22 protein-coding genes and 1 tRNA gene are annotated in these 22,508 nt (G+C 67.4%); 11 read left to right on the top strand and 12 right to left on the bottom strand.

Annotated features, from left to right (window positions below; translation table 11 throughout):
* Window positions 1-16: 16 nt before the first annotated feature.
* The 5 genes from ACHAAC_RS14460 to ACHAAC_RS14480 form a co-directional block, all read right to left on the bottom strand.
* Window positions 17-1,510 (bottom strand): tripartite tricarboxylate transporter permease, encoded by a 1,494-nt coding sequence (locus tag ACHAAC_RS14460; RefSeq protein WP_435716992.1) that lies wholly within the window; start codon window positions 1,508-1,510, stop codon window positions 17-19.
* 9 nt (window positions 1,511-1,519) lie between these two features.
* Window positions 1,520-2,077 (bottom strand): tripartite tricarboxylate transporter TctB family protein, encoded by a 558-nt coding sequence (locus ACHAAC_RS14465; RefSeq protein ID WP_435716993.1) that lies wholly within the window; start codon window positions 2,075-2,077, stop codon window positions 1,520-1,522.
* The gene (locus ACHAAC_RS14470; RefSeq protein ID WP_435716994.1) at window positions 2,077-3,048 is read right to left on the bottom strand and encodes a tripartite tricarboxylate transporter substrate-binding protein; all 972 of its coding nucleotides are present in this window, start codon (window positions 3,046-3,048) and stop codon (window positions 2,077-2,079) included. The genes ACHAAC_RS14465 and ACHAAC_RS14470 overlap by 1 nt, the downstream gene beginning before the upstream one ends.
* Window positions 3,049-3,059: 11 nt before the next feature.
* Window positions 3,060-4,067, bottom strand: a complete 1,008-nt coding sequence (locus tag ACHAAC_RS14475; RefSeq protein WP_435716995.1) for a cytochrome D1 domain-containing protein — start codon at window positions 4,065-4,067, stop codon at window positions 3,060-3,062.
* A gap of 178 nt (window positions 4,068-4,245) precedes the next feature.
* Complete coding sequence (locus ACHAAC_RS14480) at window positions 4,246-4,938, bottom strand: IclR family transcriptional regulator domain-containing protein (protein ID WP_435716996.1); 693 nt, start codon at window positions 4,936-4,938, stop codon at window positions 4,246-4,248.
* Window positions 4,939-5,101: 163 nt separating this feature from the next.
* On the opposite strand from ACHAAC_RS14480, the gene ACHAAC_RS14485 reads away from it, so the two are divergent.
* The 8 genes from ACHAAC_RS14485 to ACHAAC_RS14520 are packed head-to-tail and all read left to right on the top strand — an operon-like array spanning window position 5,102 to window position 13,569.
* Complete coding sequence (locus ACHAAC_RS14485; RefSeq protein ID WP_435716997.1) at window positions 5,102-6,331, top strand: CaiB/BaiF CoA transferase family protein; 1,230 nt, start codon at window positions 5,102-5,104, stop codon at window positions 6,329-6,331.
* A complete protein-coding gene (locus ACHAAC_RS14490; protein WP_435716998.1) occupies window positions 6,328-7,494 on the top strand; it encodes an acyl-CoA dehydrogenase family protein in 1,167 nt (388 codons plus the stop codon). Before ACHAAC_RS14485 ends, ACHAAC_RS14490 begins: the two co-directional genes overlap by 4 nt.
* A 38-nt stretch (window positions 7,495-7,532) precedes the next feature.
* On the top strand, window positions 7,533-8,519 hold the full coding sequence (locus ACHAAC_RS14495) for an acyl-CoA dehydrogenase family protein (RefSeq protein WP_435716999.1): 987 nt from the start codon (window positions 7,533-7,535) through the stop codon (window positions 8,517-8,519).
* A 22-nt stretch (window positions 8,520-8,541) separates the two neighbouring features.
* The gene (locus ACHAAC_RS14500) at window positions 8,542-9,747 is read left to right on the top strand and encodes an MFS transporter (RefSeq protein ID WP_435717000.1); all 1,206 of its coding nucleotides are present in this window, start codon (window positions 8,542-8,544) and stop codon (window positions 9,745-9,747) included.
* Window positions 9,744-10,775: a zinc-binding alcohol dehydrogenase family protein gene (locus ACHAAC_RS14505; protein ID WP_435717001.1), complete on the top strand. Its 1,032-nt coding sequence runs from the start codon at window positions 9,744-9,746 to the stop codon at window positions 10,773-10,775. Before ACHAAC_RS14500 ends, ACHAAC_RS14505 begins: the two co-directional genes overlap by 4 nt.
* A 45-nt stretch (window positions 10,776-10,820) precedes the next feature.
* The gene (locus tag ACHAAC_RS14510; RefSeq protein WP_435717002.1) at window positions 10,821-11,837 is read left to right on the top strand and encodes an extracellular solute-binding protein; all 1,017 of its coding nucleotides are present in this window, start codon (window positions 10,821-10,823) and stop codon (window positions 11,835-11,837) included.
* Between the two features lie 26 nt (window positions 11,838-11,863).
* A complete protein-coding gene (locus tag ACHAAC_RS14515; protein WP_435717003.1) occupies window positions 11,864-12,655 on the top strand; it encodes an ABC transporter permease in 792 nt (263 codons plus the stop codon).
* Complete coding sequence (locus ACHAAC_RS14520; protein WP_435717004.1) at window positions 12,652-13,569, top strand: ATP-binding cassette domain-containing protein; 918 nt, start codon at window positions 12,652-12,654, stop codon at window positions 13,567-13,569. The genes ACHAAC_RS14515 and ACHAAC_RS14520 overlap by 4 nt, the downstream gene beginning before the upstream one ends.
* Window positions 13,570-13,838: 269 nt before the next feature.
* Here ACHAAC_RS14520 and ACHAAC_RS14525 read toward each other — a convergent pair whose 3' ends face one another.
* The gene (locus tag ACHAAC_RS14525; RefSeq protein ID WP_435717005.1) at window positions 13,839-14,087 is read right to left on the bottom strand and encodes a helix-turn-helix domain-containing protein; all 249 of its coding nucleotides are present in this window, start codon (window positions 14,085-14,087) and stop codon (window positions 13,839-13,841) included.
* A complete protein-coding gene (locus ACHAAC_RS14530; RefSeq protein ID WP_435717006.1) occupies window positions 14,087-14,566 on the bottom strand; it encodes a DUF2975 domain-containing protein in 480 nt (159 codons plus the stop codon). The genes ACHAAC_RS14525 and ACHAAC_RS14530 overlap by 1 nt, the downstream gene beginning before the upstream one ends.
* A gap of 88 nt (window positions 14,567-14,654) precedes the next feature.
* On the opposite strand from ACHAAC_RS14530, the gene ACHAAC_RS14535 reads away from it, so the two are divergent.
* Window positions 14,655-15,284 carry a class I SAM-dependent methyltransferase gene (locus tag ACHAAC_RS14535; RefSeq protein ID WP_435717007.1) on the top strand — a complete coding sequence of 210 codons (630 nt, stop codon included), beginning with the start codon at window positions 14,655-14,657 and terminating at the stop codon, window positions 15,282-15,284.
* Between the two features lie 94 nt (window positions 15,285-15,378).
* On the opposite strand, the gene ACHAAC_RS14540 is transcribed toward ACHAAC_RS14535, so the two are convergent.
* The 3 genes from ACHAAC_RS14540 to ACHAAC_RS14550 are packed head-to-tail and all read right to left on the bottom strand — an operon-like array spanning window position 15,379 to window position 18,486.
* On the bottom strand, window positions 15,379-16,947 hold the full coding sequence (locus ACHAAC_RS14540) for a tripartite tricarboxylate transporter permease (protein WP_435717008.1): 1,569 nt from the start codon (window positions 16,945-16,947) through the stop codon (window positions 15,379-15,381).
* On the bottom strand, window positions 16,940-17,470 hold the full coding sequence (locus tag ACHAAC_RS14545) for a tripartite tricarboxylate transporter TctB family protein (RefSeq protein ID WP_435717009.1): 531 nt from the start codon (window positions 17,468-17,470) through the stop codon (window positions 16,940-16,942). Before ACHAAC_RS14545 ends, ACHAAC_RS14540 begins: the two co-directional genes overlap by 8 nt.
* A 2-nt stretch (window positions 17,471-17,472) precedes the next feature.
* The gene (locus tag ACHAAC_RS14550) at window positions 17,473-18,486 is read right to left on the bottom strand and encodes a Bug family tripartite tricarboxylate transporter substrate binding protein (protein ID WP_435717010.1); all 1,014 of its coding nucleotides are present in this window, start codon (window positions 18,484-18,486) and stop codon (window positions 17,473-17,475) included.
* 164 nt (window positions 18,487-18,650) lie between these two features.
* On the opposite strand from ACHAAC_RS14550, the gene ACHAAC_RS14555 reads away from it, so the two are divergent.
* Both ACHAAC_RS14555 and ACHAAC_RS14560 read left to right on the top strand, forming a co-directional pair.
* Window positions 18,651-20,282, top strand: coding sequence for an ATP-binding protein (locus ACHAAC_RS14555; RefSeq protein ID WP_435717011.1), 1,632 nt, complete (start codon window positions 18,651-18,653; stop codon window positions 20,280-20,282).
* Window positions 20,275-20,973 carry a response regulator gene (locus tag ACHAAC_RS14560; protein WP_435717012.1) on the top strand — a complete coding sequence of 233 codons (699 nt, stop codon included), beginning with the start codon at window positions 20,275-20,277 and terminating at the stop codon, window positions 20,971-20,973. The genes ACHAAC_RS14555 and ACHAAC_RS14560 overlap by 8 nt, the downstream gene beginning before the upstream one ends.
* A 51-nt stretch (window positions 20,974-21,024) precedes the next feature.
* On the opposite strand, the gene ACHAAC_RS14565 is transcribed toward ACHAAC_RS14560, so the two are convergent.
* Together ACHAAC_RS14565 and ACHAAC_RS14570 are read right to left on the bottom strand one after the other, a co-directional pair.
* A complete protein-coding gene (locus tag ACHAAC_RS14565) occupies window positions 21,025-22,161 on the bottom strand; it encodes a PQQ-dependent sugar dehydrogenase (protein ID WP_435717013.1) in 1,137 nt (378 codons plus the stop codon).
* A 146-nt stretch (window positions 22,162-22,307) separates the two neighbouring features.
* Window positions 22,308-22,390 (bottom strand) — tRNA-Leu (locus ACHAAC_RS14570).
* Between the last annotated feature and the right edge of the window lie 118 nt (window positions 22,391-22,508).

Here is a 22,508-nt window from a genome sequence, read left to right on the forward strand (position 1 = left end):
GGGCCGCGACTGGTGATCAATGTGTCTTGCTCCGCTGCATCGTTCGTCCGCGAAGGATCGCCGGCACGATCAGCATGGCCGCGGTCAGGGTGAAGATGATCAGAGCGACCGGCCTGTCCAAGAAGATCCCGAATGACCCGGAGCCCATCGAGACGCTCCGTTCCAGGTTGCTCTCCAGCAGCGGGCCAAGCACGATGCCGAGAATCGCGGGAGCCGGCGGGTAGCCGCGACGCATCAGCAACACCGAGATTCCCGCAAAGAACAGGGCGATCCACGCATCATCGAGGCTGTTGTTCACCGCGTAGGCACCGACAAGCGCAACCGGGAGCACCACCGGATAGATGTACTTGAAGGGCACGTACAGAATCCGGGCGAAGAAGGGAGCCAGAGGCAGGTTCAGAACCAGCAAGATGACATTGCCCACGTAGAACGAGGCGATGAGTGCCCAGACGAGGTCACCCTGCTGCTCGAAGAGCAGCGGACCCGGCCGGATGCCGAAGGCAACAAACGCACCCAACAGGATCGCCGTCGTGCCCGAGCCCGGGATGCCGAGCGTCAGCGTGGGGACGAACGCGCCGTTGACGGCCGCGTTGTTGGCGGCTTCCGGCGATGCCACCCCACGTACATCGCCCTTGCCGAACTGCGACTTGTCCTTGGCCACGCGCTTCTCGACGTCATAGCAAAGGAACGTCGCCACTGTCGGGCCCGCACCCGGCAGACAGCCGATGATGAATCCGATGATGCCGCCGCGCGCGATGCTGCCCCTGACCTTCGCGAGCTCTGGACGCGTAATGAGCATCTCGCGGTAGCTCGTACGAATGATGGTCCTGGGCGTCGCGCGGTTGACGTAGGCCTGTCGGCACAGTTCGGCCATGGCCACGAGACCGATGATGAACGGGACCAGCCCGACGCCGCTGACGAGCCGATCCGAGCCGAAGGTGAATCGCAGAGTGCCCGTCTGGCCTTCGATACCGACCGCGGCAACCAGCACACCGAAGGCGGCCATCGCCCACCCCTTGCGTCGCGACCGTCCGGCGACACCGCCGACAGTCAGCAAGCCCAGCAGGATCAAGGCGAACATCTCTGGCGGTCCGAACCGCAAGGCCACTGTCGCGAACATCGGTGCTGCGACACTGAGCAGCACGATGGTCAACGTACCGGCGACGAACGAGGAGATCGCAGCGATCGCCAGGGCTTTTCCAGCTTCGCCGCGTTGCCCCATGGGGAAGCCGTCAAGGCACGTCACCAGAGCCGCCCCATCACCCGGGGTGTTGAGCAGCACCGAGGACACCGTGCCGCCGTACTCGCAGCCGTAGTACACGGCCGCCAGGAGTATGAGCGCCTGCAACGGGTCCAGCGTCAGGGTCAGCGGGATCAGCAGGGCCATGCCCGAGCTCGAGCCGATGCCCGGCAGGATGCCCAGCAGCGTGCCGAGCAGCGCGCCGATGAAGCACACCAGGATGTTCTCGAAGGACAAGACTTCAACGAATCCGCCCATCAGATCATTCATGACACTCTCCTAGAAGATCTGCGGGAGCGCGGGCAACCGCACTCCGAGTAGCCCGATGAAGACCACCCAGATGAAAAGCCCGGCAGCCGCTCCCAGGCCGAGGCTGGCGAAGACCGAGGCGCGTTCGATCCACCGTCCGGCGGCAAATCCGAACAGCACGATCATCGGGACGAAGCCGACGCTCGGCGTCAGCAGCAACACCACGCCGAGCATGCTGAGCAGCACGAACGCGGTCATCAGTCCGCCGTCACGCTGCTTCGTACTGGGGCCGGCCAGCGGCACCGCGAGGCCACCTTCCTCGTCCCCGACGGGGGACGAGGAAGGTGCGGACTCACTGGGCCGAGCGAGCATGAAGCCTTCGACCAAGATGAGCAGGGCGGCAACGAACGGCACCGTGCCCGGACCGATTCCGCCACGTTCACTCGTCAAGCCGTAGCCGAAGGACGTGATTGCCGCCGCGAAGCCGACCACGATCATGAGCGTCGACACCACGAGACGCTCGATCGCGTTCCGTCCGCCTGCTGCCTGAGCTACTCGGCCCCAAGCGTGCCTCGGAGTCTCACTCATCAGTCCGCGAGCGCATCACGAGCAGCTGTCTCGAGAAACTCGAGGTTCTCGTTGAGCTCATCGCCCACCAACAAGGTCGGGATCAGGTAGTTCGTCTCGAGGTACTCACTGTAGGAGTCGGTCGTCGCCCATTCCTCGATCGTCTCGACCCAGTAGTCGGTGGCACTCTCGGACATCTCGGGCGCACCGAAGAACGATCGGAACTGAGTCACGATCTCTCCCTCGATGCCCGCGTCAGCGGCCGTGGGAATGTCGGCCAGCTCCTCGGCGGGGTGCGGCTCATCAGCCATCACCATGATGGCCCGGACCTCGCCAGCGTCCAGCTGCTGCACGAACTCAGCGGGTTCCATCAATGCCGCGTCGACGTCGCCCGCCAAGACAGCGGCGAGCTCCTCAGCACCAGACTCGAAGACAACGTTGTTGAGCTCGATCCCCGTGCTGTCTGCGATCTGGGCGCTGTGAACTGTGTTCACGCCCTCCGCCGTGACGACGCCCATGGTCACGTCTCCGGTACCCGCAGCGGCTACGAGATCGTCGATGGATTCGAGATCGGAGTCTTCACGCACCACCAGGAACGACGGGTCGGTGGCAAACATCGCCAGCGGCGTGAAGTCGTCCCAGAGGTAGGCGAGATCGGCCGCGATCGGGCTCAGGATGACGTTGCCGTAGGTGGCGGTCACGAGCACGTCGTCCGCGCCAGACTGACCTTTGACGTATGAGTATGCTTCGATGCTGTCGAAGTTCGATACCGTCATCGATAGTCCGTCACGGATCTCCTCGGCGGAGCTGACGAAGGTGCGAGCCATGACATCGCTACCACCACCGGGCTGTGCTCCGACCACCATCTCGACGGCGCCGTCAGGGCTGAATTCACCGTCTGCGCCCGCGCCTCCCTCGCTGTCGCTGCCACAGGCAGCGACAGCAGTGAGGGCGAGTGTGACCACACCTAGTTGGATCAACCGTGTTCTCATGAACTTCTCCTTTACGAGGCCGCGGGCGCGTCGATGACGATCGAGCCCATGCGATTGGGGTAGACCCCTGTGGGTTTACGGGCGATCTCCTTCATCGTTCGTGTGTCGATGAACGAGACGGTGTCCTCGACGCGGTTGCTGGCACACAGGGTGTTTCCGTCAGCGCTCAGCGTGAGCCATGCGGGCTCCTGGCCGACAGGAATCTCCGCGACGATGTCGAGGGACGGAAGCGCGTAGACCACGACGTGATCGGTTCCGCTACCGGCGGTGTAAAGGAGTGTGCCGTCGTGGCTCATCTCCATGCCGTGGTTGAGCGTTCCGACTGCGGTGCGGTCGACACGGTCGGCGAAACCCGATGCGGGGACTGGCATGTGCACGGTCTGGCGGATCGCACCCGCCACCAGGTCGACGACCTTGAAGCCGTGCAGCTTCGAGAGCTGGACGTACGCCTTGCGATCGTCGGCAGTGATGGAGAAGGGTCTGACGGCCTCGTCGAACTTGATTGCCGCAGTCGGTTCGAGCGTCTCGGTGTCGATGATGGTCAGCTGGTCGGCCCACATCGTGCCGACGTACAGTCGGCGGCCATCTTCAGAGATTCTTGTCCCGTGAGGGCCCCAGCCGCAGCGGGCACGGCCCACGATCGAGCGGCTGGCGGTGTCGATGACTTCGACGTACTCGCGGTCGCGGACCGGGACGTAGACGCGGCTCCCGTCCGGCGAGACGACCAGATGGTTCGGCTGTCCGCTGACCTCAACCGTCCAGAGCACCCGGTGCTCGTTCGCGTCGAGGGCGATCACTTCGCCCTTCTCCTTCACGCGCCCGGGGTCTCCGACGTCCGGGAACCTCGTGGCATAGACGACAGGGGCGTTCGACGACGAACCGAAGGAGTCAGGCTGGAGCTTCATCCCCTTCACCTCGCCCTCCATCGGGATGGTCGCCACAAGGTCGTGAGAATTCATGTCGAATACGGAGACGTCGGCTCCCCGGAAATTGCCGACATACAAGAGTTCGCGTGTCATACAGCTCCTTCGGACGATAGCTGGATGCGTCATTAAGCACCTTGATACGCATATGCGTATTGTGATGCGAGTTACATTACACGATCCGTCGCAGAGGTCAACCGTCTTGGCGTAGAAAGGTCGCAGCCTTTCGGCTGCGACCTTTCATGCGCGAACGGACCCGTCGGAGCTCACATCATCAGTAGCCGCCGCGTTCGGCCCACATGACGCTGTGCCGACGCAAGGTTGAGACGAGGAACTCCCTCTGCTCCCCAATCTCCGCGGGCGTGGACACCACACCCACGGCCGCGACCGTGCGGCCGTGCTCCCGCACGGCGATGGAGACGCCGTCACCCTGCTCGGACGCGTGCGGCGACGCGCTGACGCCCGTCTCTCGGATCTCTTGCATGTTTCGCAGGAAGCCCTCGACGCGCTCGGCATCCTCCTCGCCCAGCGACTTGAGGTAGGACCACAGGTCGCGCCTTTCCCAATCGGCCATCAGCACCCAGCCCGACGAGGTGCGGATCAGGGACCTGCGCAGGTAGTTCTCGGCCAGATAGGCGAACCGGGGATCGTTCGAGCAGTGGTCGACGTAGAACACGTCGTGCCCGACCGCGATCGACAGAACGGTTGTCATGCGGACGTCGGCCTGCAGGTTCTCGAGATCACGGTGGTTGACATGACTCACGAGGCGGCGACCAGCCATGAGATTGAGCAGGTATGGCGCGGCCCCCAGCACGTACTGACGATCGACCTCGTCCAAGAACCCCGTCGCGACGAGACCGTTGACGAGCCCCTGGGTCGAGCTCACCGGAGCGCCGATCTTCGATGAGAGCGCCGTCAAGGAGAGTCCATCGTCTGAGCGGGCAACGCTCTCGAGGATCGCCGCCATGCGGTCGATCATTCGATGGCGTCGACGGACTGGGGCTGCGCCAGCTCCATCAAGAGAGGTCAAGGGTCCTCCGAGTGCAAAGGGTCGCGAGAGCGAAAGCGTACTACGCATGTGTTACTCTATTGCGTAAGATACTCGCCTTTTAAGTAACTAAGGGGGCAGCATGACCGACACCACAGCCGGTGACCTTCCGCCGGAAGCTCTTGCCGGACTGCGCGTCGTGGACCTGACCACCGTGATCATGGGCCCGTACGCCACCGTGACGTTGGCCGATCTCGGCGCGGATGTGATCAAGGTCGAGCCACTCGCCGGCGACATGAGCCGGCACATCGGTTCCCGCCGCAATCCCGGCATGAGCGCACTGACGATGAACTTGCAACGGAACAAGCGCAGTATTGCCGCAGACCTCTCCACCGACGCCGGACGCGCGGTCCTGGACGAGCTGGTGCGCCACGCCGACGTCCTCGTCACGAACCTCCGGCCTCAATCACGGGACCGGCTGGGCATCACGTGGGACCGACTCAGGGACATCAATCCTGGGCTGATCTTCTGCACCGCCCAGGCCTACGGCTCGGGGACGGAGCAGGAGAACTTTCCAGCCTATGACGACATCGTCCAGGCGGCCTCAGGGATGACCCGCCTCGCCGAGCGAGTCGACGGGTCGCCGCGCTTTGCGCCCTACGTCGTCGCCGACAAGGTCGTCGGACTCTACATCGTCACCGCCATCCTCGCGGCCGTGGTCCACAAGAAGTCCACCGGGAACGGGCAGTCGATCGATGTCCCGATGATCGACTCCATGATCGCATTCAACTTGGTCGAGCACTTCGGTGGAAACACCTTCGAACCGCCAGCCGGCGAGTTCGGCTGGGCACGGGTACTCGTGCCTGAACGGGTTCCACATCCCACAGCGGATGGCTGGGTCTGCATCATGCCGTACTCCGATGCCAACTGGCGCGACTTCTTCAAGCTTGCGGGGCTGGAGGAGCTGGCCGACGATGCCCGCTACACGAGCGTCGACGACCGTCACCGCCACATGGGCGAGCTGCTCTCCATGATCCGCGACGTCACGACACGGCACACCACCGCGGAGTGGTTGTCGCTCTGCGCTGCTCACAATCTCCCGGCGTCTGATCTGCTCGACCTGGCCGACGCTCACACCGATCCGTACGTGCTTTCACAAGAGCTTCTGCTCGAGCGAGCGCATCCCACGGAGGGGCAGTACTACAGCACCCGGACGCCGTTCGCCATGTCGCAGACCCCCGTCGGCTTCAAGCATCACGCCCCGCACCTGGGTGAGCACACGGAGCGGATCCTCGCTGAGATCGGGTTCTCCGAGTCCGAGATCCAGGCGCTCCTGACCACCGGTGACGTCGCGGGCCCCGGTGGCTCATGAGCGCCGCGACTCTGCTTTCACGGATCTGTCCTCCGCGCGCCACGGAGACGGCCGAACTCTACGAGCTGCGTCTCGCAGTGCGGGAGTACCTCCGTCGATGTGTTCGTGACGGCGTCTTCACCCCGGGCGCCGACGTCTGGCTCACGGGTTGGGACCCCGAGTTCAGTCGCGATCTGGCCAAGCGCGGCTACATCGGGATGACGATTCCCACCGACTACGGTGGACACGGACGGACTCACCTCGAACGATTCGTCGTGACCGAGGAGCTTCTAGCCGCCGGCGCCCCAGTCGCCGCACACTGGATAGCGGACCGACAGATCGCACCATCGCTGCTGACGTTCGGTACCGAGCACCAGAAGCGCACCTTCCTGCCGAAGATCGCAGCCGCGCAGACGTTCTTCGCCATCGGGATGAGTGAACCTGACTCCGGCTCCGATCTCGCGAGTGTCCGCACCAAGGCAACGCCTGTGGAGGGCGGCTGGCGGGTGAGCGGCACCAAGGTCTGGACCTCCGGGGCACATCTGGCCGACGCGTTCTTCGCCCTCGCCCGCACAGCCCCGCTCGACACCTCCGACCGTCACGCCGGACTCAGCCAGTTCATCGTCGACCTCCGCTCCCCGGATGTGCAGATCCGGCCCATCCGCTCGATGACCGGGCGACACCACTTCAACGAGGTGTTCCTCGACGATGTGTTCGTGCCGGACGACATGGTGCTGGGGACGATTGGCGAGGGATGGCAGCAGGTGAACTCCGAGCTCGGCTTTGAGCGGAGTGGTCCGGAACGCTTCATGTCGACCTATGCACTGTTCGCCGAGATGGTCGATGAGACCTCGCAGGATCCGACGCTCTTCTCTCGTCGAGACCTTGGCCGACTCGCCGCCCGGTTCAACGCGCTTCACCACCTCTCGTTCTCCGTGGCGAACGCCCTCGAGCACGGCGAGGAGGCCGACACCGCGGCAGCCATCGTCAAAGTGCTGGGAACCTCCCACGAAGGCGCCGTCGCCGAACTCGCCGACCTCGATGCCGGCGACCACCGAACCTCCACGGGACGGTTCGAGACTCTCTTGACGGAGAGCTTGACTCAACGCCCCGGCTTCACCTTGAGGGGCGGCGCCAGCGAGATTCTACGCCTGGTCATTGCCCGCGGGATAGGAGCTCGATGATGAACACTTCGCAGATCGACGGCGACCTCGTCGACCTCATGCATTCGGTGCTGCGTGATCGCAGCACCGGGCCCGCAGACGGCCATCACGCGACGCCACCAAGCATCTGGCAGGACTTGGCCGACCTTGGACTCACGCGCCTTTCTGTGTCCGCAGACAATGGCGGAAGCGGGGCTACATGGCGTGAGTCCGCCGCGATGCTTCGCGCTGCCGCCTACCAAGGGGTCCAGCTTCCACTGGCCGAGAACGACGTGTTGGCGGGCTGGCTCGTCGATGAAGTCGGTCTGGCTGGCGACGTCGCGCTCCGCACCGTCGCACTGGCCGACTCAGCCACCGGCTCTGCACGCGTGCCGTGGGCGAGAGCGGCTGACCGCGTCGTGGTCGTCTGGCCCTCGAGCGAAGGTTGGCGCCTCGCCGACCTTCCTTCCTCCGAACTCACCGTGACGCCCGCTCACAACACTGCCCACGAGCCACGAGACGAACTGCGCTTCGACGCCGATCGATGTGAGTCGATCACGATCGACCGGGAGGTCGTCCATGAGCTTCGCCTTCGCGGATCCCTCGCCCGATCGGTTCAGATGACCGGGGCTCTGGAGCGCATCGTGGAGCTCTGCTTGATCCACACCCGCCAGCGGCACCAGTTCGGACGGCCGCTAGCAGCGTTCCAGATCGTCCAATCGACACTCGCGGACATCGCGGCCGAGACGGCGCTCGCGATGTCTGCCGTCGACGCCGCGGTGTCCGCCTTCGTCGAGGGCGAGCCTGCCTCCCGCGGGCTGGCCGTTCACTCGGCCCGTTCCACGGCTGGACATGCCAGTTCTCGGGTCGTACGCAGCGCTCACCAGCTGCACGGCGCGATCGGTACTACCGAGGAGCACGACCTGCATCGCTACACCCTTCCCGCGGTGGCCTGGCGTTCGGAGTTCGGCACCGTGCAGGGCAGCGACGACGCCCTCGGCGAGATGCTGATCACCGCGGCACCCGGTCACGCTTGGAGCGTCATCAGTGGCCCATCCGGCACATGATGCGCGGGGCCCTGGCTTAGATGTGGGCCGGCTTGCGAGCAGAGTTTGGCTGGCGGTTTGTGTAACCGCTCTGGGGGTGCTTCCGGCCTTCCTGGTCGGCGCGGTGGCCGTTCAGCTCCGCGACGACCTCGGGTTGCGCACAAGCGACATCGGCATGTGCGCGAGCGCGCTCTTCCTGACCACCGGGATCCTGGCGCGGCCGACGGGCTCGGCCGTCCAACGCTTCGGCGCGGATCGCGGTCTGCTTGCGGCGGCCTGCGTCACGACCGTCTCACTTGTGATCATCTCGTTCGCCCAAAGTCTGTGGACGCTTGCCGTCGGTCTGGGCATTGCAGGAGTGGCCAACGCGCTGGCGCAGCCAGCAGCCAATCTACGGATATCTCGCACAGTGGGGCCCCAGCGCCTGGGGCTTGCCTTCGGGATCAAGCAGAGCTCCATTCCCCTGGCGACGCTGCTCTGCGGCCTCGCCGTGCCGACCATCAGTCTGTGGCTAGGCTGGCGGACCGCTTTTCGAATCGCGGCCATCGTCGCGCTCTGCCTCGCGTGCGCGGCCATCCGATGTCGGGCCGGCTCGACCGATGCTGCTCACAGCAGCCCTGATGCCCCGACGCCGTGGGCTCCGCTGTCCCGTCGTGGCCTGCTGACCCTCAGCATCGCGGGAGCACTCGGAGCCGCATCATGCACGTCGCTGGGTGTCTTTCTCGTGGACTCCGCTATCCAGAGCGGGTCGAGCGCCACCGCAGCCGGGGTCGTGTTCGTCGTCATCTCGGCGGCCGGAATCATGCTGCGAATCATCCTCGGTTGGGTGGTCGATCGGTTCCCGCACGTCGACCCACTGCACCTGGTCGCCACACTCCTGGGGATCGGGGTCGCCGGGTTCATCGCGCTGGCGGTCGGCGACATCACCATGATCGCTCTCGGCGGCTTCTTGGCCTACTGTGCGGGCTGGAGCTGGACGGGCATCATGCACTGCGTCGTCGTACGCGCCAGCATGGCGCGCGCAGCATCGGCCACTGGTGTCCTTCAGAGCGGGCTCTCCCTCGGTGCCGCAGCCGGCCCGCTCACCTTCGGTTATGTGGCGCAGGAGGTCTCGTTCGGTACCGCATGGATCGCGGCTGCTGGCGTCTCGGCCGTCGCCGCTCTCCTCATCTACGTCGCTTCGATCCACTCACACCGCGAGCGACACTCACTTCGCAGCCGCATCCCTACTCGCAGGAAGCCCACATGACTCACCCGGCCCACGTTCCGGCTGTGGCCTATCAGGCCTGCCTCCCGATCACAGATCCTGAATCACTCATCGATACCGTCGTCGAACTGCCTGCGCCTGGTCCGCGCGATCTGGTCGTCAAGGTCGAGGCCGTCTCTGTCAACCCGATCGACGTCAGGCTCCGGGCCGGCCGCGACCCTAAGGGACGGCCGCGCGTCCTCGGGCTGGATGCTGCCGGGACCGTCGTGAGCTCGGGGACCGATGCCTCGATCTTCACCGAAGGCGACGATGTGTACTACTGCGGCGACGTTCGTCGCCCCGGGACCAACGCGGCCTACCACGTGGTGGACGAACGCCTTGTCGGGCGGAAGCCGGCCAGCATCGGGTTCGCAGACGCGGCAGCTCTGCCGCTGACCGCCCTCACGGCGTGGGAGTCGTTGTTCCACCGCCTGCGCCTGACCGAGGAGAGCCGCGGCACGCTCTGGGTCATTGGCGGAGGAGGAGGCGTCGCGTCGATGGCCATCCAGTTGGCTCGCCAGCTCACCCAGGCCACCATCATCACCACCGTGTCCAGGGCGCCTTCGCGTGCCTGGGCGCAGCGCATGGGCGCCCACCACGTCGTCAGCGACGAGGAGCTCTCCGCCGTCATCGAGGGGGTGGACGGCAAGGGCGTGGACTGGATCATCAGCGGCGACACCGAGCGGAAGTTCCTTCAGATCACCGATGCGATCGCCCCGCGGGGGCAAGTCGTCGTGATGGATGAACCGCGCGACATCAACCTCCTTGCCCTCAAGAGCAAGAGCATCTCGTGGCACTGGGAAGCGTTGTTCACCGATCAGCTCCACAACGTGCCCGAGACGGGGCAGCGCCACCTGTGGTTGACCGAGATCGCGGAGCTCGTGGACCGAGGCGCGATCGTCCCGATCACCGGCCAAGTCCTGGGGCCGCTGAACGCCTCCACCATGCGCCGCGCTCACGCGGACGTGGAGTCCAGGGCGCATACCGGCAAGACCGTCGTCACGAGTGATGTTCCTTCCAGCGAAATCTAGACGAATGATCTTGCACTTTGAGGACATAATGAAGAGGTTTGTTTCGTGAGTAGAAACGACTACCCAACGCATCGTCCCAGACCAGCGGCGCCGACGCGAGGGGCCGTAGCCCTGATCACCCTCGCGACGCTGCTGGCCGGATGCGGATCGAGCACCCCGTCGACCGCTGCTCCTGACCCGGTTTCCGTTCTGTACGCAGGTTCACTCGCCGCCGTGGTCGAGAACGGTCTCGGACCGGCCTACAGCGAGGCCGAAAGCGCCAGCTACGAGGGAGAGGCCCACGGCTCTCTCGGAGCCGCGCAGATGATCCGGGACCGCTTGCGCGCGCCGGATGTGTTCATCAGCGCCGACCCCGAGGTCAACGAGGAGGTGCTGATGGGGCCGGCCAACGACGACCTCGTCTCTTGGTACGTCACGTTCGCGTCATCGCAGCTGGTGATCGGCTACAGCCCCTCCGGCCCGCACGCCGAGGACTTCGCCGCCGCCGAGGACGACCCGAACGCCTGGTACGAGCTCTTGATGCGCGACGACATCCGCTTCGGTCGAGGCGATCCCACCATTGATCCCAAGGGCTACCGCACGCTGTTCCTCTTCGAGCTCGCTGCGCGTCACTATGGGGAGCCGAAGATCGCCGAGCTGCTGGGCGATGACATCAATCCCGACCAGGTGCTCCCCGAGGTGTCCCTGCTGGCACGGGTCGATTCCGGGCAGTTCGACGCCGGCATCTTCTACCGGCACGAGGCGGTCGCCGCGGGACTTCCGTATGTCACTCTCCCGCCGGAAATCAACCTCGGGGATCCTGCTCACGCAGACGACTACGCAACCACGTCGTACACCAACCCGGATGGCGTCGTCGTGACAGGCGCGCCAATCTTGTTCACGATCACGATACCTGAGGTGGCGGAGGACCCCGAGCGCGGCGAGTCGTTTCTCCGCTTTGTCCTGACCGAGCCCGACCTGCTCGCCGAGTCCGGATTCGGGAACATCGAGCTGCGCTTCACCGGTGACGCGGACCGCGCTCCGACATGGCTGACCGACCTGACACCCGACGCCGGGCCATGACGGCCAGAGTGAGGAGACCAAGGGCGATGCTGGTCGCCTTCACCCTGGTGGGTAGCGGTCTGTTGCTCGTGCTGCTCCTGCCGCTGCTCAACCTAGTCCTCACGACAGAGTGGTCCACGCTGGCCGCGGCTTGGAGCGAACCCGGTGCGGCGCGCGCCGTCCGGCTCTCCGCATGGACGTCCACTGCATCCGTCGGCGTGATGGCCCTGGTGGGGATACCACTCGGTTACGTCCTGGCGCGGGGGCGGTTCCCCGGCAAACCACTGCTGATCTGCTTGGTGGCGCTTCCGATGGTGCTGCCGGGCTTGGCCGGAGGCGTCCTCCTGCTACTGACATTCGGTCCGCTAGGCACGGTCGGCCAGGTCAGCGCCGACCTCGGGCTCCCCCTCCACAGCAACTCGGCGGGGATCATCCTGGCGCAGCTCTACGTCGCGGCCCCGTTCGTCATCATCACCTCGATGGTCGCGTTCAATGCCGTGGAGCCTCAACTTGAGATAGCTGCCGCAACCTTGGGCGATTCGCCTTGGACTGTGTTCCGCCGGGTATCACTACCTCTTGCCCTGCCCACGATCACCGCTGGCCTCGTGCTGGCATGGGTCCGGGCGCTGGGCGAGTTCGGGGCCACCATGATCCTCGCCTACAACCCGCAGACCCTCCCCGTTCACCTCTGGGTCCGCTTCCAAGCCGGTGGCCTGCGCGAAGCCCTTCCGCTTGCGCTCTTGCTCGTGGTGCTCGCCGGCCTGGCGATCGTCGTCTGGCGAGCCGTCGGGCGCATCACTCCACAGTCCAATCCAGACCGAATGATCGAACCACGATGAGCCTGAGCATTGGCCTGCAGAACCTGTCGTCCACCCAGCCCGACCTGCCTCGTCAGACGAGAGACCGAGCCCTGGTCGTCGACGTCACCGCCCGGCTGCGTGCTCGGGGGCGACGAGCCTTCCAAGTGGACGCCGATCTCGCCTTCCGCCGCGAGATCACGATGATCGTTGGTCGATCGGGCGCCGGCAAGACGACGCTCCTGCAATGCATCGCCGGCGTCGTCCGGCCAGACCGCGGACTCATCACCGTGGGTGATCGAACACTGTTCGACGCCGAGAGCGGCATCGAGGTGCCGATCGCCCGCCGACATGTCAGCTTGGTGTTCCAGGACCTCGCGCTCTTCCCGCACCTGTCTATCGAGCACAACATCGCCTACGGACTCCGACGCCTCGACCGCGGTGAGCGACGTCGGCGAACCCTCGACATCATGGAATCGTTCCGTATCTCGCATCTGCGCGGCCGGCGGCCTCGCGAGACGTCCGGCGGTGAGCGACAACGAACGGCCATCGCCCGAGCACTCGTCACTGATCCAGCAGCACTCTTGCTGGACGAGCCCATGTCGTCGTTGGACCTCGAGACGAAGGCGCGCATCGTCGCCGACCTTCGGGCGTGGAATGCAGAGCGATCCATCCCAATCCTCTACGTCACTCACGACGACCGCGAAATTCACGCCCTCGGCGACCGCATCGTGATGTTGGAGAACGGCCAGATCCTCGACGATCGCGTGCCGTCGAGTCGGCCGACAGTGAAACACGAGAGCACGCTCCGTGCCGTCGTGGTCGCCACGGACTCCGCGAATGGGGGCGCTCTCTGCCGGATCCGGGGTACGTCAGCAACCATCTCGGTTCCAAGGCTGGTCGCGCCTGTGGGCTCCACCGTTGTGCTATCGGTCGATTCGGTGACGCCCGCCTAGCGCTTCGCAGTGGTTGTCCTGTTGAGTGACTATTGCTTCTCTTGCCACTTTCGAGCCGCCGATGCCTCCAAGAACCCTGAGCCCTCGGCTGCGCGACACATGGGACTTCGCATCGCCACCCGCATGCGACCGTGATCCGCCGTGAAGCATGCAACGCCGGAGGCCGAAACACGCGAAGTTGACGGCAGCACGGCGAGAACCACCCCCGACGAACTGCAGCTGCGGCGATTCGTCACGCAGGACCGCGAGGGTGGTGATGGCGCTGTCTCTCATGGCGCCATCGACCCAGCGCGGTCGACCGCGTCTGCACCGTCGTCCTCGACCCACTCCAGAAGGTCGCCCGGCTGGCACCCGAGGACGCGGCACATGGCCTCCAGGGTGCTGAACCGGACCGCCTTGGCGCGTCCGTTCTTCAGCACGGCAACGTTGGCGGGGGTGAGTCCCACCTGGTCGGCGAACTCACCCACGCTCATCTTGCGGCGAGCCAGCTCGACGTCGATGCGCACCACGATGGGCATCAGATGACCTCGTCCATGTCGGAGCGCAGCATCGTCGCCTGGCGCAGCAGGGCGCGCATCACCAGCATCAGCAGTCCGAGGACCGCGACACCGACGACGAGCAGGAACAGCAGCAGCGGGACACCGGGGTCGTCGGCGGTGAAGTCCACGACGAGGAACACCCCGGCCAGGACGACCCACGCGGCCCCGATCGCGCCGAGGATGGCATCGACCCAGGCGAAGGACGCCTCGTCGAAGATCCGGTCCGCCTGGACCCGGCCCAGAAGGCGCCACGTGGCGATCACGACCACCTGCACGCACAGCACCCAGAAGACGGCGAGTGCCGTGAGGGGCCAGCGCAGGTGCGCGAGGTCGGGCTCCTGCTCGGCCATGTACCGGAACTGCCCCGGCAGTGACAGGACCTGCAGGACGACCAGGACCGCGAAGAGCGCCACCAGGCCCGCCTTGAGCGCGAGCACCACACGTTTGTCAGCAAGCACCTGCTTACTATCGACGTGTACCTATCGATTGTCAATCGATATTGTTGCGAGTGATCGTCGCGACCATAGCGGCGGATACCGTGGCGCCATGTCCTGGTGGAACGATCGGGTGCTTCCGCACGTCGTCGAGCGGTCCTGTGGGAACGACATGCTCCGACCGTCGCGCGAGCGTGCCTGCCAGGGTCTGCGCGGCCGCGTGCTCGAGCTGGGGTTCGGTTCGGGCCTGAATGTCACGTCGTACCCCGCCGAGGTCACCGAGGTGCTGGCGGTGGAGCCGTCGGACCGCGCGTGGGAGCTGTCGGGTCCCCGGCGCGCTGCCACCGCCGTGCCCGTCAGGCGGATCGGTCTGGACGGGGCCCGGGTGGAGCTCGAGACCGACTCGGCCGACGCCGTCCTGTCGACCTTCACGCTGTGCACGATCCCCGACGTCGACGCCGCCCTGGCCGAGGCGCATCGGGTGCTGCGCCCCGGAGGAGCCCTGCACGTATCCGAGCACGGGCTCTCCCCCGACGCCTCCGTCGCCCGCTGGCAGCACCGTCTCGACGGTCTGCAGCGGCGGCTGGTCGGAGGCTGCCACCTGACCCGCGACCCGGCCGGGCTGCTGCACGACCACGGCTTCGAGGGCGTCGACCTCGAGTCCGGCTACCTGCCGACCCCCGCCGTCGGGCGCCCGTGGTCATGGACGACCACCGGAACCGCCCGGGCGACGTCGCCCTGACGCCTACCCGTCAGCGGGGTCGCCGCGCCTTCGGCGTCTGGAACCGCACGGCCTCCCACCCATTCTGAGGTGGCGGGCCGACGGAGCGAGCAGGTCACGACCGCTGATCCCCGTCGGCCCTCGACCCGGTCGCCGCCTCGTGGCCGGTGGACCCAGGCGTGACCGGCGAGGTGGCGGCTCGGCGCCGCACGAACATCGTGGCCCCGATCACCAGGCCCAGCGCCGCGTAGACCACGAGAGCGAACGGCGACTGCACCAGGGTCAGCGGATCGCCCTGGGAGATGGAGAGGGCGCGCCGCAGCTGTGCCTCGAACATCGGCCCAAGGATCATCGCCACCACCATCGGCGCGATCGGGTAGCCGAAGCGCCTCATGAAGAAGCCGATCACACCGATCACCAGCAGCACCATCACGTCGGCAGGGATGAAGTTCACCGAGAAGGCGCCCATGGCAGCGAACGTCAGGATGCCCGCATAGAGGTAGGGGCGCGGGATCTGCAGGACGCGCACCCACATGCCCACCAGGGGCAGGTTGAGGACCAACAGCATCATGTTGCCGATGTAGAGGCTCGCGATCAGCGCCCACACGAGCGTCGCGTCGCCCTCGAACAGCTGGGAGCCCGGCTGGATGTTGTAGCGCTGGAACGCGGCGAGCATGATCGCTGCCGTCGCCGTCGTCGGTAGACCTAGCGTCAGCAGCGGAACCAGGACGCCGGCGGCTGCGGCGTTGTTGGCCGACTCCGGTCCGGCGACGCCCTCGATGGCCCCCTTGCCGAACTGCTCCTTGCGCTCGCCCTTGGCGAGCTTCTCCTCCGCGGCGTAGGAGACGAAGGTCGAGACGTCGGCCCCGCCGGCCGGGATGGTGCCGATCGGGAACCCGATCGCCGTCCCGCGCAGCCAGGGCTTCCACGAGTACTTGAGCTCCTCGCGCGTCATCCAGCTGCGCCACCCCTTGGAGATCGGCACGACCTCGACCGGCCCCTTGCGCAGGCGCGACCCCACGTACAGCGCCTCGCCGACCGCGAACAGCCCGACCGCCACCACGACGACGTCGATGCCGTCGCCGAGGACCGGTAGCCCGAACGTGAACCTCTGCTGACCGGAGATCAGGTCGACGCCGATGAGCCCGATGAACAGTCCCAACGTCAGTGACGTCAGGCCTCGGCTCACGGAGCTGCCGAGCAGCGCACCGACCGTCATGAAGGCCAGGATCATCAGGGCGACGTAGTCCACGGGACCCAGCTGGACCGCCCACGCCGCGGCGAGCGGGGCGATGAACGTCAACGCGATCGTGGCGGCCGTCCCGGCCACGAAAGAGCCGATCGCCGCCGTGGCCAACGCGGCCGTCCCGCGGCCCATCTTCGCCATCTTGTGGCCCTCGAGCGCCGTGATGATCGAGGCAGACTCGCCCGGGGTGTTCAACAGGATCGACGTCGTCGAGCCTCCGTACATGCCGCCGTAGTAGATGCCGGCGAACATGATGAACGCGCCCGTCGGATCCAGGGTGTAGGTCAGCGGCAGCAGCAGGGCGACCGTCATGGCCGGCCCGATGCCGGGCAGGACACCGACCGCGGTCCCGACGAAGACACCGACCAGCGCGAGGAACAGGTAGGACGGCTGCAGTGCAGTGCCGAAGCCCTCCATGAGGGCGTAGAAGCTATCCACCGAGAACCGGAACTCCTTCCAACAACGGGCCGGCCGGGAGCGAGACGCCCAGTCCACCGGCGAAGGCCAGCTGCAGGACCAGGGCCAGGACCAGGCCGATCGCGGCGGCACGCCACCACGGCCTGGCGCCCAGGATGACGGCCGATCCACCGAACAGGACGGTCGCGGCGAGCGGCCACCCGATCGGCAGGATCAGCAGGACGTGGGCCAGGAACAGGGCGATGAGCAGCCCGACCGTGCGCCAGTCGGTGCTGTCATCGGCGTCGACGTCCTCACCGTCCTCGGCCACACCACGCTGACCGCGCAGGACGCCGATGCCGACGGCCGCACCGCAGAGCAGCAGGGCGATGCCCACGACGTATGGCAGCGCCTGCGGGCCCAGGGAGCCCGCGGACACCGGCTGCACGATGGCGCCGGCGCGAACCACCGTGAACAGGCCGAGGGCGATCACCCCTCCGGCGAACACCAGCTCGCCGACGGGGAGGGTGCGCTGCGACGCGTCCGCTGCAGAGGTGGAGGCCATCGTCACTCGACCAGGCCGATGTCGGTCAACACCTGCTGGATGCGGGTGATCTCCTCATCCAGGAAGCTGGCGAACTCGTCGCCGGCGAGGAAGGCGTCGGTCCAGGCGTTGTCCTCCAGCACCTGGTCCCAGTCCTCGGTCTCGCTCATCTCCGTGACCAGGTCGGCGAGCTCGTCGGCCTTGTCGTCCTCGATCGATCCCGGAGCCACGACACCGCGCCAGTTCGTCAGTGTCAGGTCGGTGCCCTGGTCGGCAAGCGTGGGCACGTCGGGCAGCAGCTCGGAAGGCTCCTCGCTCGAGACGCCCAGCGCCTTCAGCTCGCCGTCCTCGACCTGGCTGGCGTACTCGGCGACGCCGGAGATGCCGGCGTCGACCTTGCCCCCCAGCAGCGCGGCCAGCGACTCGCCACCGCCGGAGTACGGAACGTAGTTGAGACTGGTCGGCTCGATGCCGGCGTCCTGCAGGAGCAGTCCGGCCAGGATCTGGTCGGCTCCTCCCGCCGAGCCGCCGGCGATCGAGACCCCCTGGCCCTCGGCGTCGATGTCCGCGATCAGGTCCTCGACCGTGTCGTACGGCGAGTCCGCCGGCGCCACGATGATCAAGGGCTCCTCGGTGAGCTCGGCGATCGGCGTGACGTCCTCGAGCGTCGCCTCCGCCTGGTTGGTCTCGACCGCACCGACCATCACCAGACCCATCACCATGAGCGTGTTCTCCTCACGCTCGTTGGCCAGCTGGGCCAGGCCGACCGTCCCGCCGGCACCGCCGACGTTGACGACCTGGGCGCTCTCGGTGAGGTCGTTCTCCTGCAGGACGTTCTGCATCGCGCGTCCCGTGGCGTCCCAACCACCGCCGGGCTCGGCGGGCACGACGATCTCCAGCTGGTCGATGCCGCCCTCGGCGCCGGCACCGTCGTCGGAGCTCTCCGTGAGCGATCCGCAGCCGGCGAGGGTCAGCGCCCCGGCCAGCGACAGGGCCGCCAGGGTGCGAGGTCGGCGAGGGGTCCGCGTGGTGAACATCAGAGTGCGCTCCTTTGAGGGTTCGTGACCGGTGTCACAGTCCTCGAGCACCGTAGGGAGGGGCGAGCACGGCACGGAACCTTGCGGAGATAACGGTCGTATTGGACGTTGTGGTCACGCCGTCCGGGGCGTCCATCGCCTGTGACCTGCGGCACAATGGCCGGATGATCAAGCGGGTCTCGCTGCGCACGCAGATGCTGGGGCTCCAGCTGGTCATCGTCATGACGACCGTGTGCATCGTCGGCGTCGTGGCGACGACCATGCAGGACTCCCAGATTCGCGAGGCCTCGCAGTACCAGATGGTGGGCGTCGCCCAGAGCGTGGCAACGCTGCCGTCAGTCGTCGACGCCTTCGACTCCGACGACCCGGCGGGGACCATCCAGCCCATCGCGGAGCTCATCCGGCAGGCCTCCGGGGTCACGTACGTCGTCGTCACCGACGAGCAGGGCATGCGCTTCTCCCATCCCGACCCCGAGCGCCTCGGCGAGCGGGTCTCCACCGACCCCTCGATCCCGCTCTCCGGCGAGACCTACGTCGGCACCCAGACCGGCACCCTCGGCGAGTCCTGGCGCGTCAAGATGCCCATCCGCGACGACGAGACCGTCATCGGCACGGTCTCCGTCGGCGTCCTGGAGGCCGAGCTGCAGGACGACCTGCTGACCTACCTCACCCGACTCGGTGCGTGGCTCGTCGGCGCGGTGCTGGTCGGCACCCTCGGAGCGGTGTGGGTCTCGCGCCTGGTGTGGCGGCGCATCTACCGGCTCGAGCCCGAGGAGATCGCCTCCCTGCTCGAGACGCGCGAGGCCATGCTGCACAGCATCGGCGAGGGCCTGCTCGCCATCGACACCCAGGAACGCATCGTCCTGGCCAACGACGAGGCGATCCGGCTCCTCGGGGCGGACCCGTCCCCGGTCGGGCGCCGCGCCGCGGAGGTCCTGGACCCCAGCCTGCTGGCGCTGCTGCGTGCCGACGGCGACACCGAGGAGCGGATGCTGCTCGCCGGGGAGCGCATCCTGCTGGGCCAGCGCAGCACGACCCGGGTCGACGGACGGATCGTCGGCGCCGTGCTCGTCCTGCGCGACCGCACCGAGGTGCTCCGGACGATCCGTGAGCTCGACGGCGCGCGCGACGTCACCCAGGCGCTGCGGGCCCAGGCCCACGAGTTCTCCAACCGCATGCACGTCATCTCGGGCCTGATCGAGATGGGTCGCTCCGAGGAGGCCGTCGAGGCCATCGCGCGCTCCGGTCACGGGGGTGCCCTGACCCGGGCGACGGTCGCACCGGGCGTGACCGACCCCGACGTCGTCGCCCTCCTGCTGGCCAAGACGACGACCAGCGAGGAGCGTGGCGTGCGGCTCGTCGTCGATCCGGACTCCCGCCTGGGCACCGGCGGGGACGGGGCGGCGCCGGGGACCTCCTCCGAACGCTCCGACGACCTCGTGACGGTGCTGGGCAACCTCGTCGACAACGCCGTCGACGCCTGCTCCCCGGACGGCCACGTCCACGTCAGCCTGGACGAGGACGAGCGAGGCGTCTCGATCATCGTGGACGACGACGGTCCGGGCGTCCCACCGCAGGAGCGTGACCGGATCTTCGGGTCCGGCTGGAGCACCAAGACCGAGTCCGGGATGCGCGGCATCGGCCTCGCGCTCGTGCAGCGGGTGGCCCGCCGCCGCGGTGGTGACGTCGTGGTCTCGGGCTCGCCGTCGGGCGGGGCCCGCTTCCTCGCGTCCCTGCCCCACCAGACGTCCGGCCCGTCCCGCGTCCCGGCGACGACGGGGACGCAGCGTGACTGAGCAGCCCCGCGTCCTCGTCGTCGACGACGACTTCGCCGTCGCCGCCCTGCACCGGGGCTTCGTGGAGATGGACGGCCGGTTCCTGGTCGTCGGCGTGGCCCACACCGGGACCGAGGCGCTGCGCCTGCTCGACGAGACCGCGCCGGACCTCGTCCTGCTCGACGTCTACCTGCCCGACATGTCCGGGCTCGACGTGCTGCGTGAGATCCGGGACCGCCCGGGGCGAACGGTCGACGTCATCGCCATCACTGCCGCCCGCGAGCTCGACACCGTGCGATCGGCCATGGCCGGTGGCGTCCTGCACTACCTGGTCAAGCCGTTCACCGCGCAGGTGCTGCGCGAGCGGCTGGACGACTTCCTGCGCCACCGGGAGGAGATCCGCCGCACGGCGGTCCAGCAGAGCGAGCTGGACCAGGTCCAGGTCGACCGGCTGCTGGCTGCTCCGTCACGCCCGCCCCGTTGGACCAGCCTGCCCAAGGGGCTCTCCCGGGTCACGATGGACGCGGTGCAGCAAGCGCTGGCCGCCCACGAGGGCTCGGCCTCGGCGCAGGAGATCGGCGATCGTGTCGGCGTCTCGCGCGTCAGTGCGCGGCGTTACCTCCAGCACCTCGTCACACAGGGCAGGGCGCAGGTGGCGCCTCGCTACGGCGCGGCTGGACGTCCGGAGAACCGCTACCACTGGAGCCGCTGACGGGTGGTCCGCGGCCGACCCGCCCCACAGTCTCGTGAGGCGCGGGCCGGGTCAGGCGGGGGTCAGGCGCAGGAGCCGGCCGGCGCCCGCGTCCTCCAGCAGCCAGATGGCCCCGTCGGGGCCCTGCTCCACGGCGCGGATGCGCTCACCCATGGCGAAGGCCTCGTCGTCGCCGGCCGTCGTCCCGTCGACCTCCACGCGCACGAGCGCCTCCCCGGAGAGCGCACCGAGGAACGCGTCACCCGTCCACTCCGGGAACAGGTCGCCGGTGTAGATCATCAGGCTGCCCGGCGAGATGGACGGCGTCCACCCCGCCTTCGGCGCCTCGAAGCCGTCGCCCTCCGCGTGGTCGGGGATGTCCCCTCCCCCGTAGTCGCTGCCGTCGGAGGCCTCGGGCCAGCCATAGTTGGCGCCCTCCTCGACCAGGTTCAGCTCGTCGCCACCCTCGGGACCCATCTCGCTGGACCACAGCGAGCCGTCCTCGGCGAACTCCAGGCCGAGGGGGTTGCGGTGACCCCAGCTCCAGATCTCGCTGCTCACCCCGCCCTCGTCCGCGAGCGGGTTGCCGGGAGCGGGCTCGCCGTCGAGGGTCAGGCGCACGATGGTGCCGAGCGTGTTCGACGTGTCCTGCGCGGGCGTCTTCTGCTGTCGGTCGCCCGAGGAGATGAAGAGGTGCTCTCCGTCCGGGTCGAGGGCGATCCGGTGCGAGAAGTGGCCGTCGCCCGCGATCTTCGGGCTCTGGCGCCAGATGACCTCCAGGTCCTCCAGCGACGCGGCACCGTCACTCGTCTCCAGACGTGCCGAGCCGACCACCGCTCCCGATCCTTCGCCGCCGTCCTCGACCCAGCTGAGGTAGACCATCTGGTCGTCCTGGAACGTCGGTCCGACCACGACGTCGCCCAGACCACCCTGGCCGGCGACCGCGACGTCCGGCACGCCCTCGACCTCCACCCGCTCGCCACTGTCGGCGTCGCGCAGGTGGAGCGTGCCGCTGCGCTCGGTGACGAGGAGGTCCCCGCTGCCCGGCAGGAACGCCATGGCCCACGGGTCGTCGAACCCGTCGACCTCCTCCACCGCGAACGGTCGGCCGTCCTCCCCCACCACGTCCGGGCCGGACACGGCGCTCTCCGTGCCCGCGCACCCGGCCGCAACAAGGGCGGTCGCCAGTCCCAGCCCGAGAAGTCTCATCGTTCGATGATGGCCGACATCGCCAAGACCTGCAGACCACGACCTGCGGGCAGGCACCGGTGGGGAGCGATGCCGCGTCGTGGCCGTGTGGCCCCAGAGGACGACGAAGGACCGAGCTCGTGAAGAGCTCGGCCCTGTCGGTGCTGTGCGCGAGGGGGGATTTGAACCCCCACGCCCTTGCGGACACTGGCACCTGAAGCCAGCGCGTCTGCCGTTCCGCCACTCGCGCGCACGGCCCTTGCGGGCCAAGCGCCGAGTTTAACAGGACGCGAACCGGGACCGTCCCGCCGGGCAACCGCCACCCCTCCCGATACCATCGCAGGGACCCCAAGACGTCGCGGGAGGTG

This window comes from Aeromicrobium sp. CF4.19 (assembly GCF_051262555.1).
GTDB lineage: Bacteria > Actinomycetota > Actinomycetes > Propionibacteriales > Nocardioidaceae > Aeromicrobium.

Bases quoted from the DNA above. Each gene is read 5' to 3' on its own strand.
- ACHAAC_RS14550 (WP_435717010.1), bottom strand. From the start codon at position 18,486: ATGTTCACCACGCGGACCCCTCGCCGACCTCGCACCCTGGCGGCCCTG.
- ACHAAC_RS14515 (WP_435717003.1), top strand. From the start codon at position 11,864: ATGCTGGTCGCCTTCACCCTGGTGGGTAGCGGTCTGTTGCTCGTGCTG.
- ACHAAC_RS14475 (WP_435716995.1), bottom strand. From the start codon at position 4,067: ATGACACGCGAACTCTTGTATGTCGGCAATTTCCGGGGAGCCGACGTC.
- ACHAAC_RS14565 (WP_435717013.1), bottom strand. From the start codon at position 22,161: ATGAGACTTCTCGGGCTGGGACTGGCGACCGCCCTTGTTGCGGCCGGG.
- ACHAAC_RS14525 (WP_435717005.1), bottom strand. From the start codon at position 14,087: ATGCCCATCGTGGTGCGCATCGACGTCGAGCTGGCTCGCCGCAAGATG.
- ACHAAC_RS14480 (WP_435716996.1), bottom strand. From the start codon at position 4,938: ATGGCGGCGATCCTCGAGAGCGTTGCCCGCTCAGACGATGGACTCTCC.
- ACHAAC_RS14545 (WP_435717009.1), bottom strand. From the start codon at position 17,470: ATGGCCTCCACCTCTGCAGCGGACGCGTCGCAGCGCACCCTCCCCGTC.
- ACHAAC_RS14535 (WP_435717007.1), top strand. From the start codon at position 14,655: ATGTCCTGGTGGAACGATCGGGTGCTTCCGCACGTCGTCGAGCGGTCC.
- ACHAAC_RS14490 (WP_435716998.1), top strand. From the start codon at position 6,328: ATGAGCGCCGCGACTCTGCTTTCACGGATCTGTCCTCCGCGCGCCACG.
- ACHAAC_RS14495 (WP_435716999.1), top strand. From the start codon at position 7,533: ATGCATTCGGTGCTGCGTGATCGCAGCACCGGGCCCGCAGACGGCCAT.
- ACHAAC_RS14470 (WP_435716994.1), bottom strand. From the start codon at position 3,048: ATGAGAACACGGTTGATCCAACTAGGTGTGGTCACACTCGCCCTCACT.
- ACHAAC_RS14505 (WP_435717001.1), top strand. From the start codon at position 9,744: ATGACTCACCCGGCCCACGTTCCGGCTGTGGCCTATCAGGCCTGCCTC.
- ACHAAC_RS14520 (WP_435717004.1), top strand. From the start codon at position 12,652: ATGAGCCTGAGCATTGGCCTGCAGAACCTGTCGTCCACCCAGCCCGAC.
- ACHAAC_RS14460 (WP_435716992.1), bottom strand. From the start codon at position 1,510: ATGAATGATCTGATGGGCGGATTCGTTGAAGTCTTGTCCTTCGAGAAC.
- ACHAAC_RS14485 (WP_435716997.1), top strand. From the start codon at position 5,102: ATGACCGACACCACAGCCGGTGACCTTCCGCCGGAAGCTCTTGCCGGA.
- ACHAAC_RS14555 (WP_435717011.1), top strand. From the start codon at position 18,651: ATGATCAAGCGGGTCTCGCTGCGCACGCAGATGCTGGGGCTCCAGCTG.
- ACHAAC_RS14465 (WP_435716993.1), bottom strand. From the start codon at position 2,077: ATGAGTGAGACTCCGAGGCACGCTTGGGGCCGAGTAGCTCAGGCAGCA.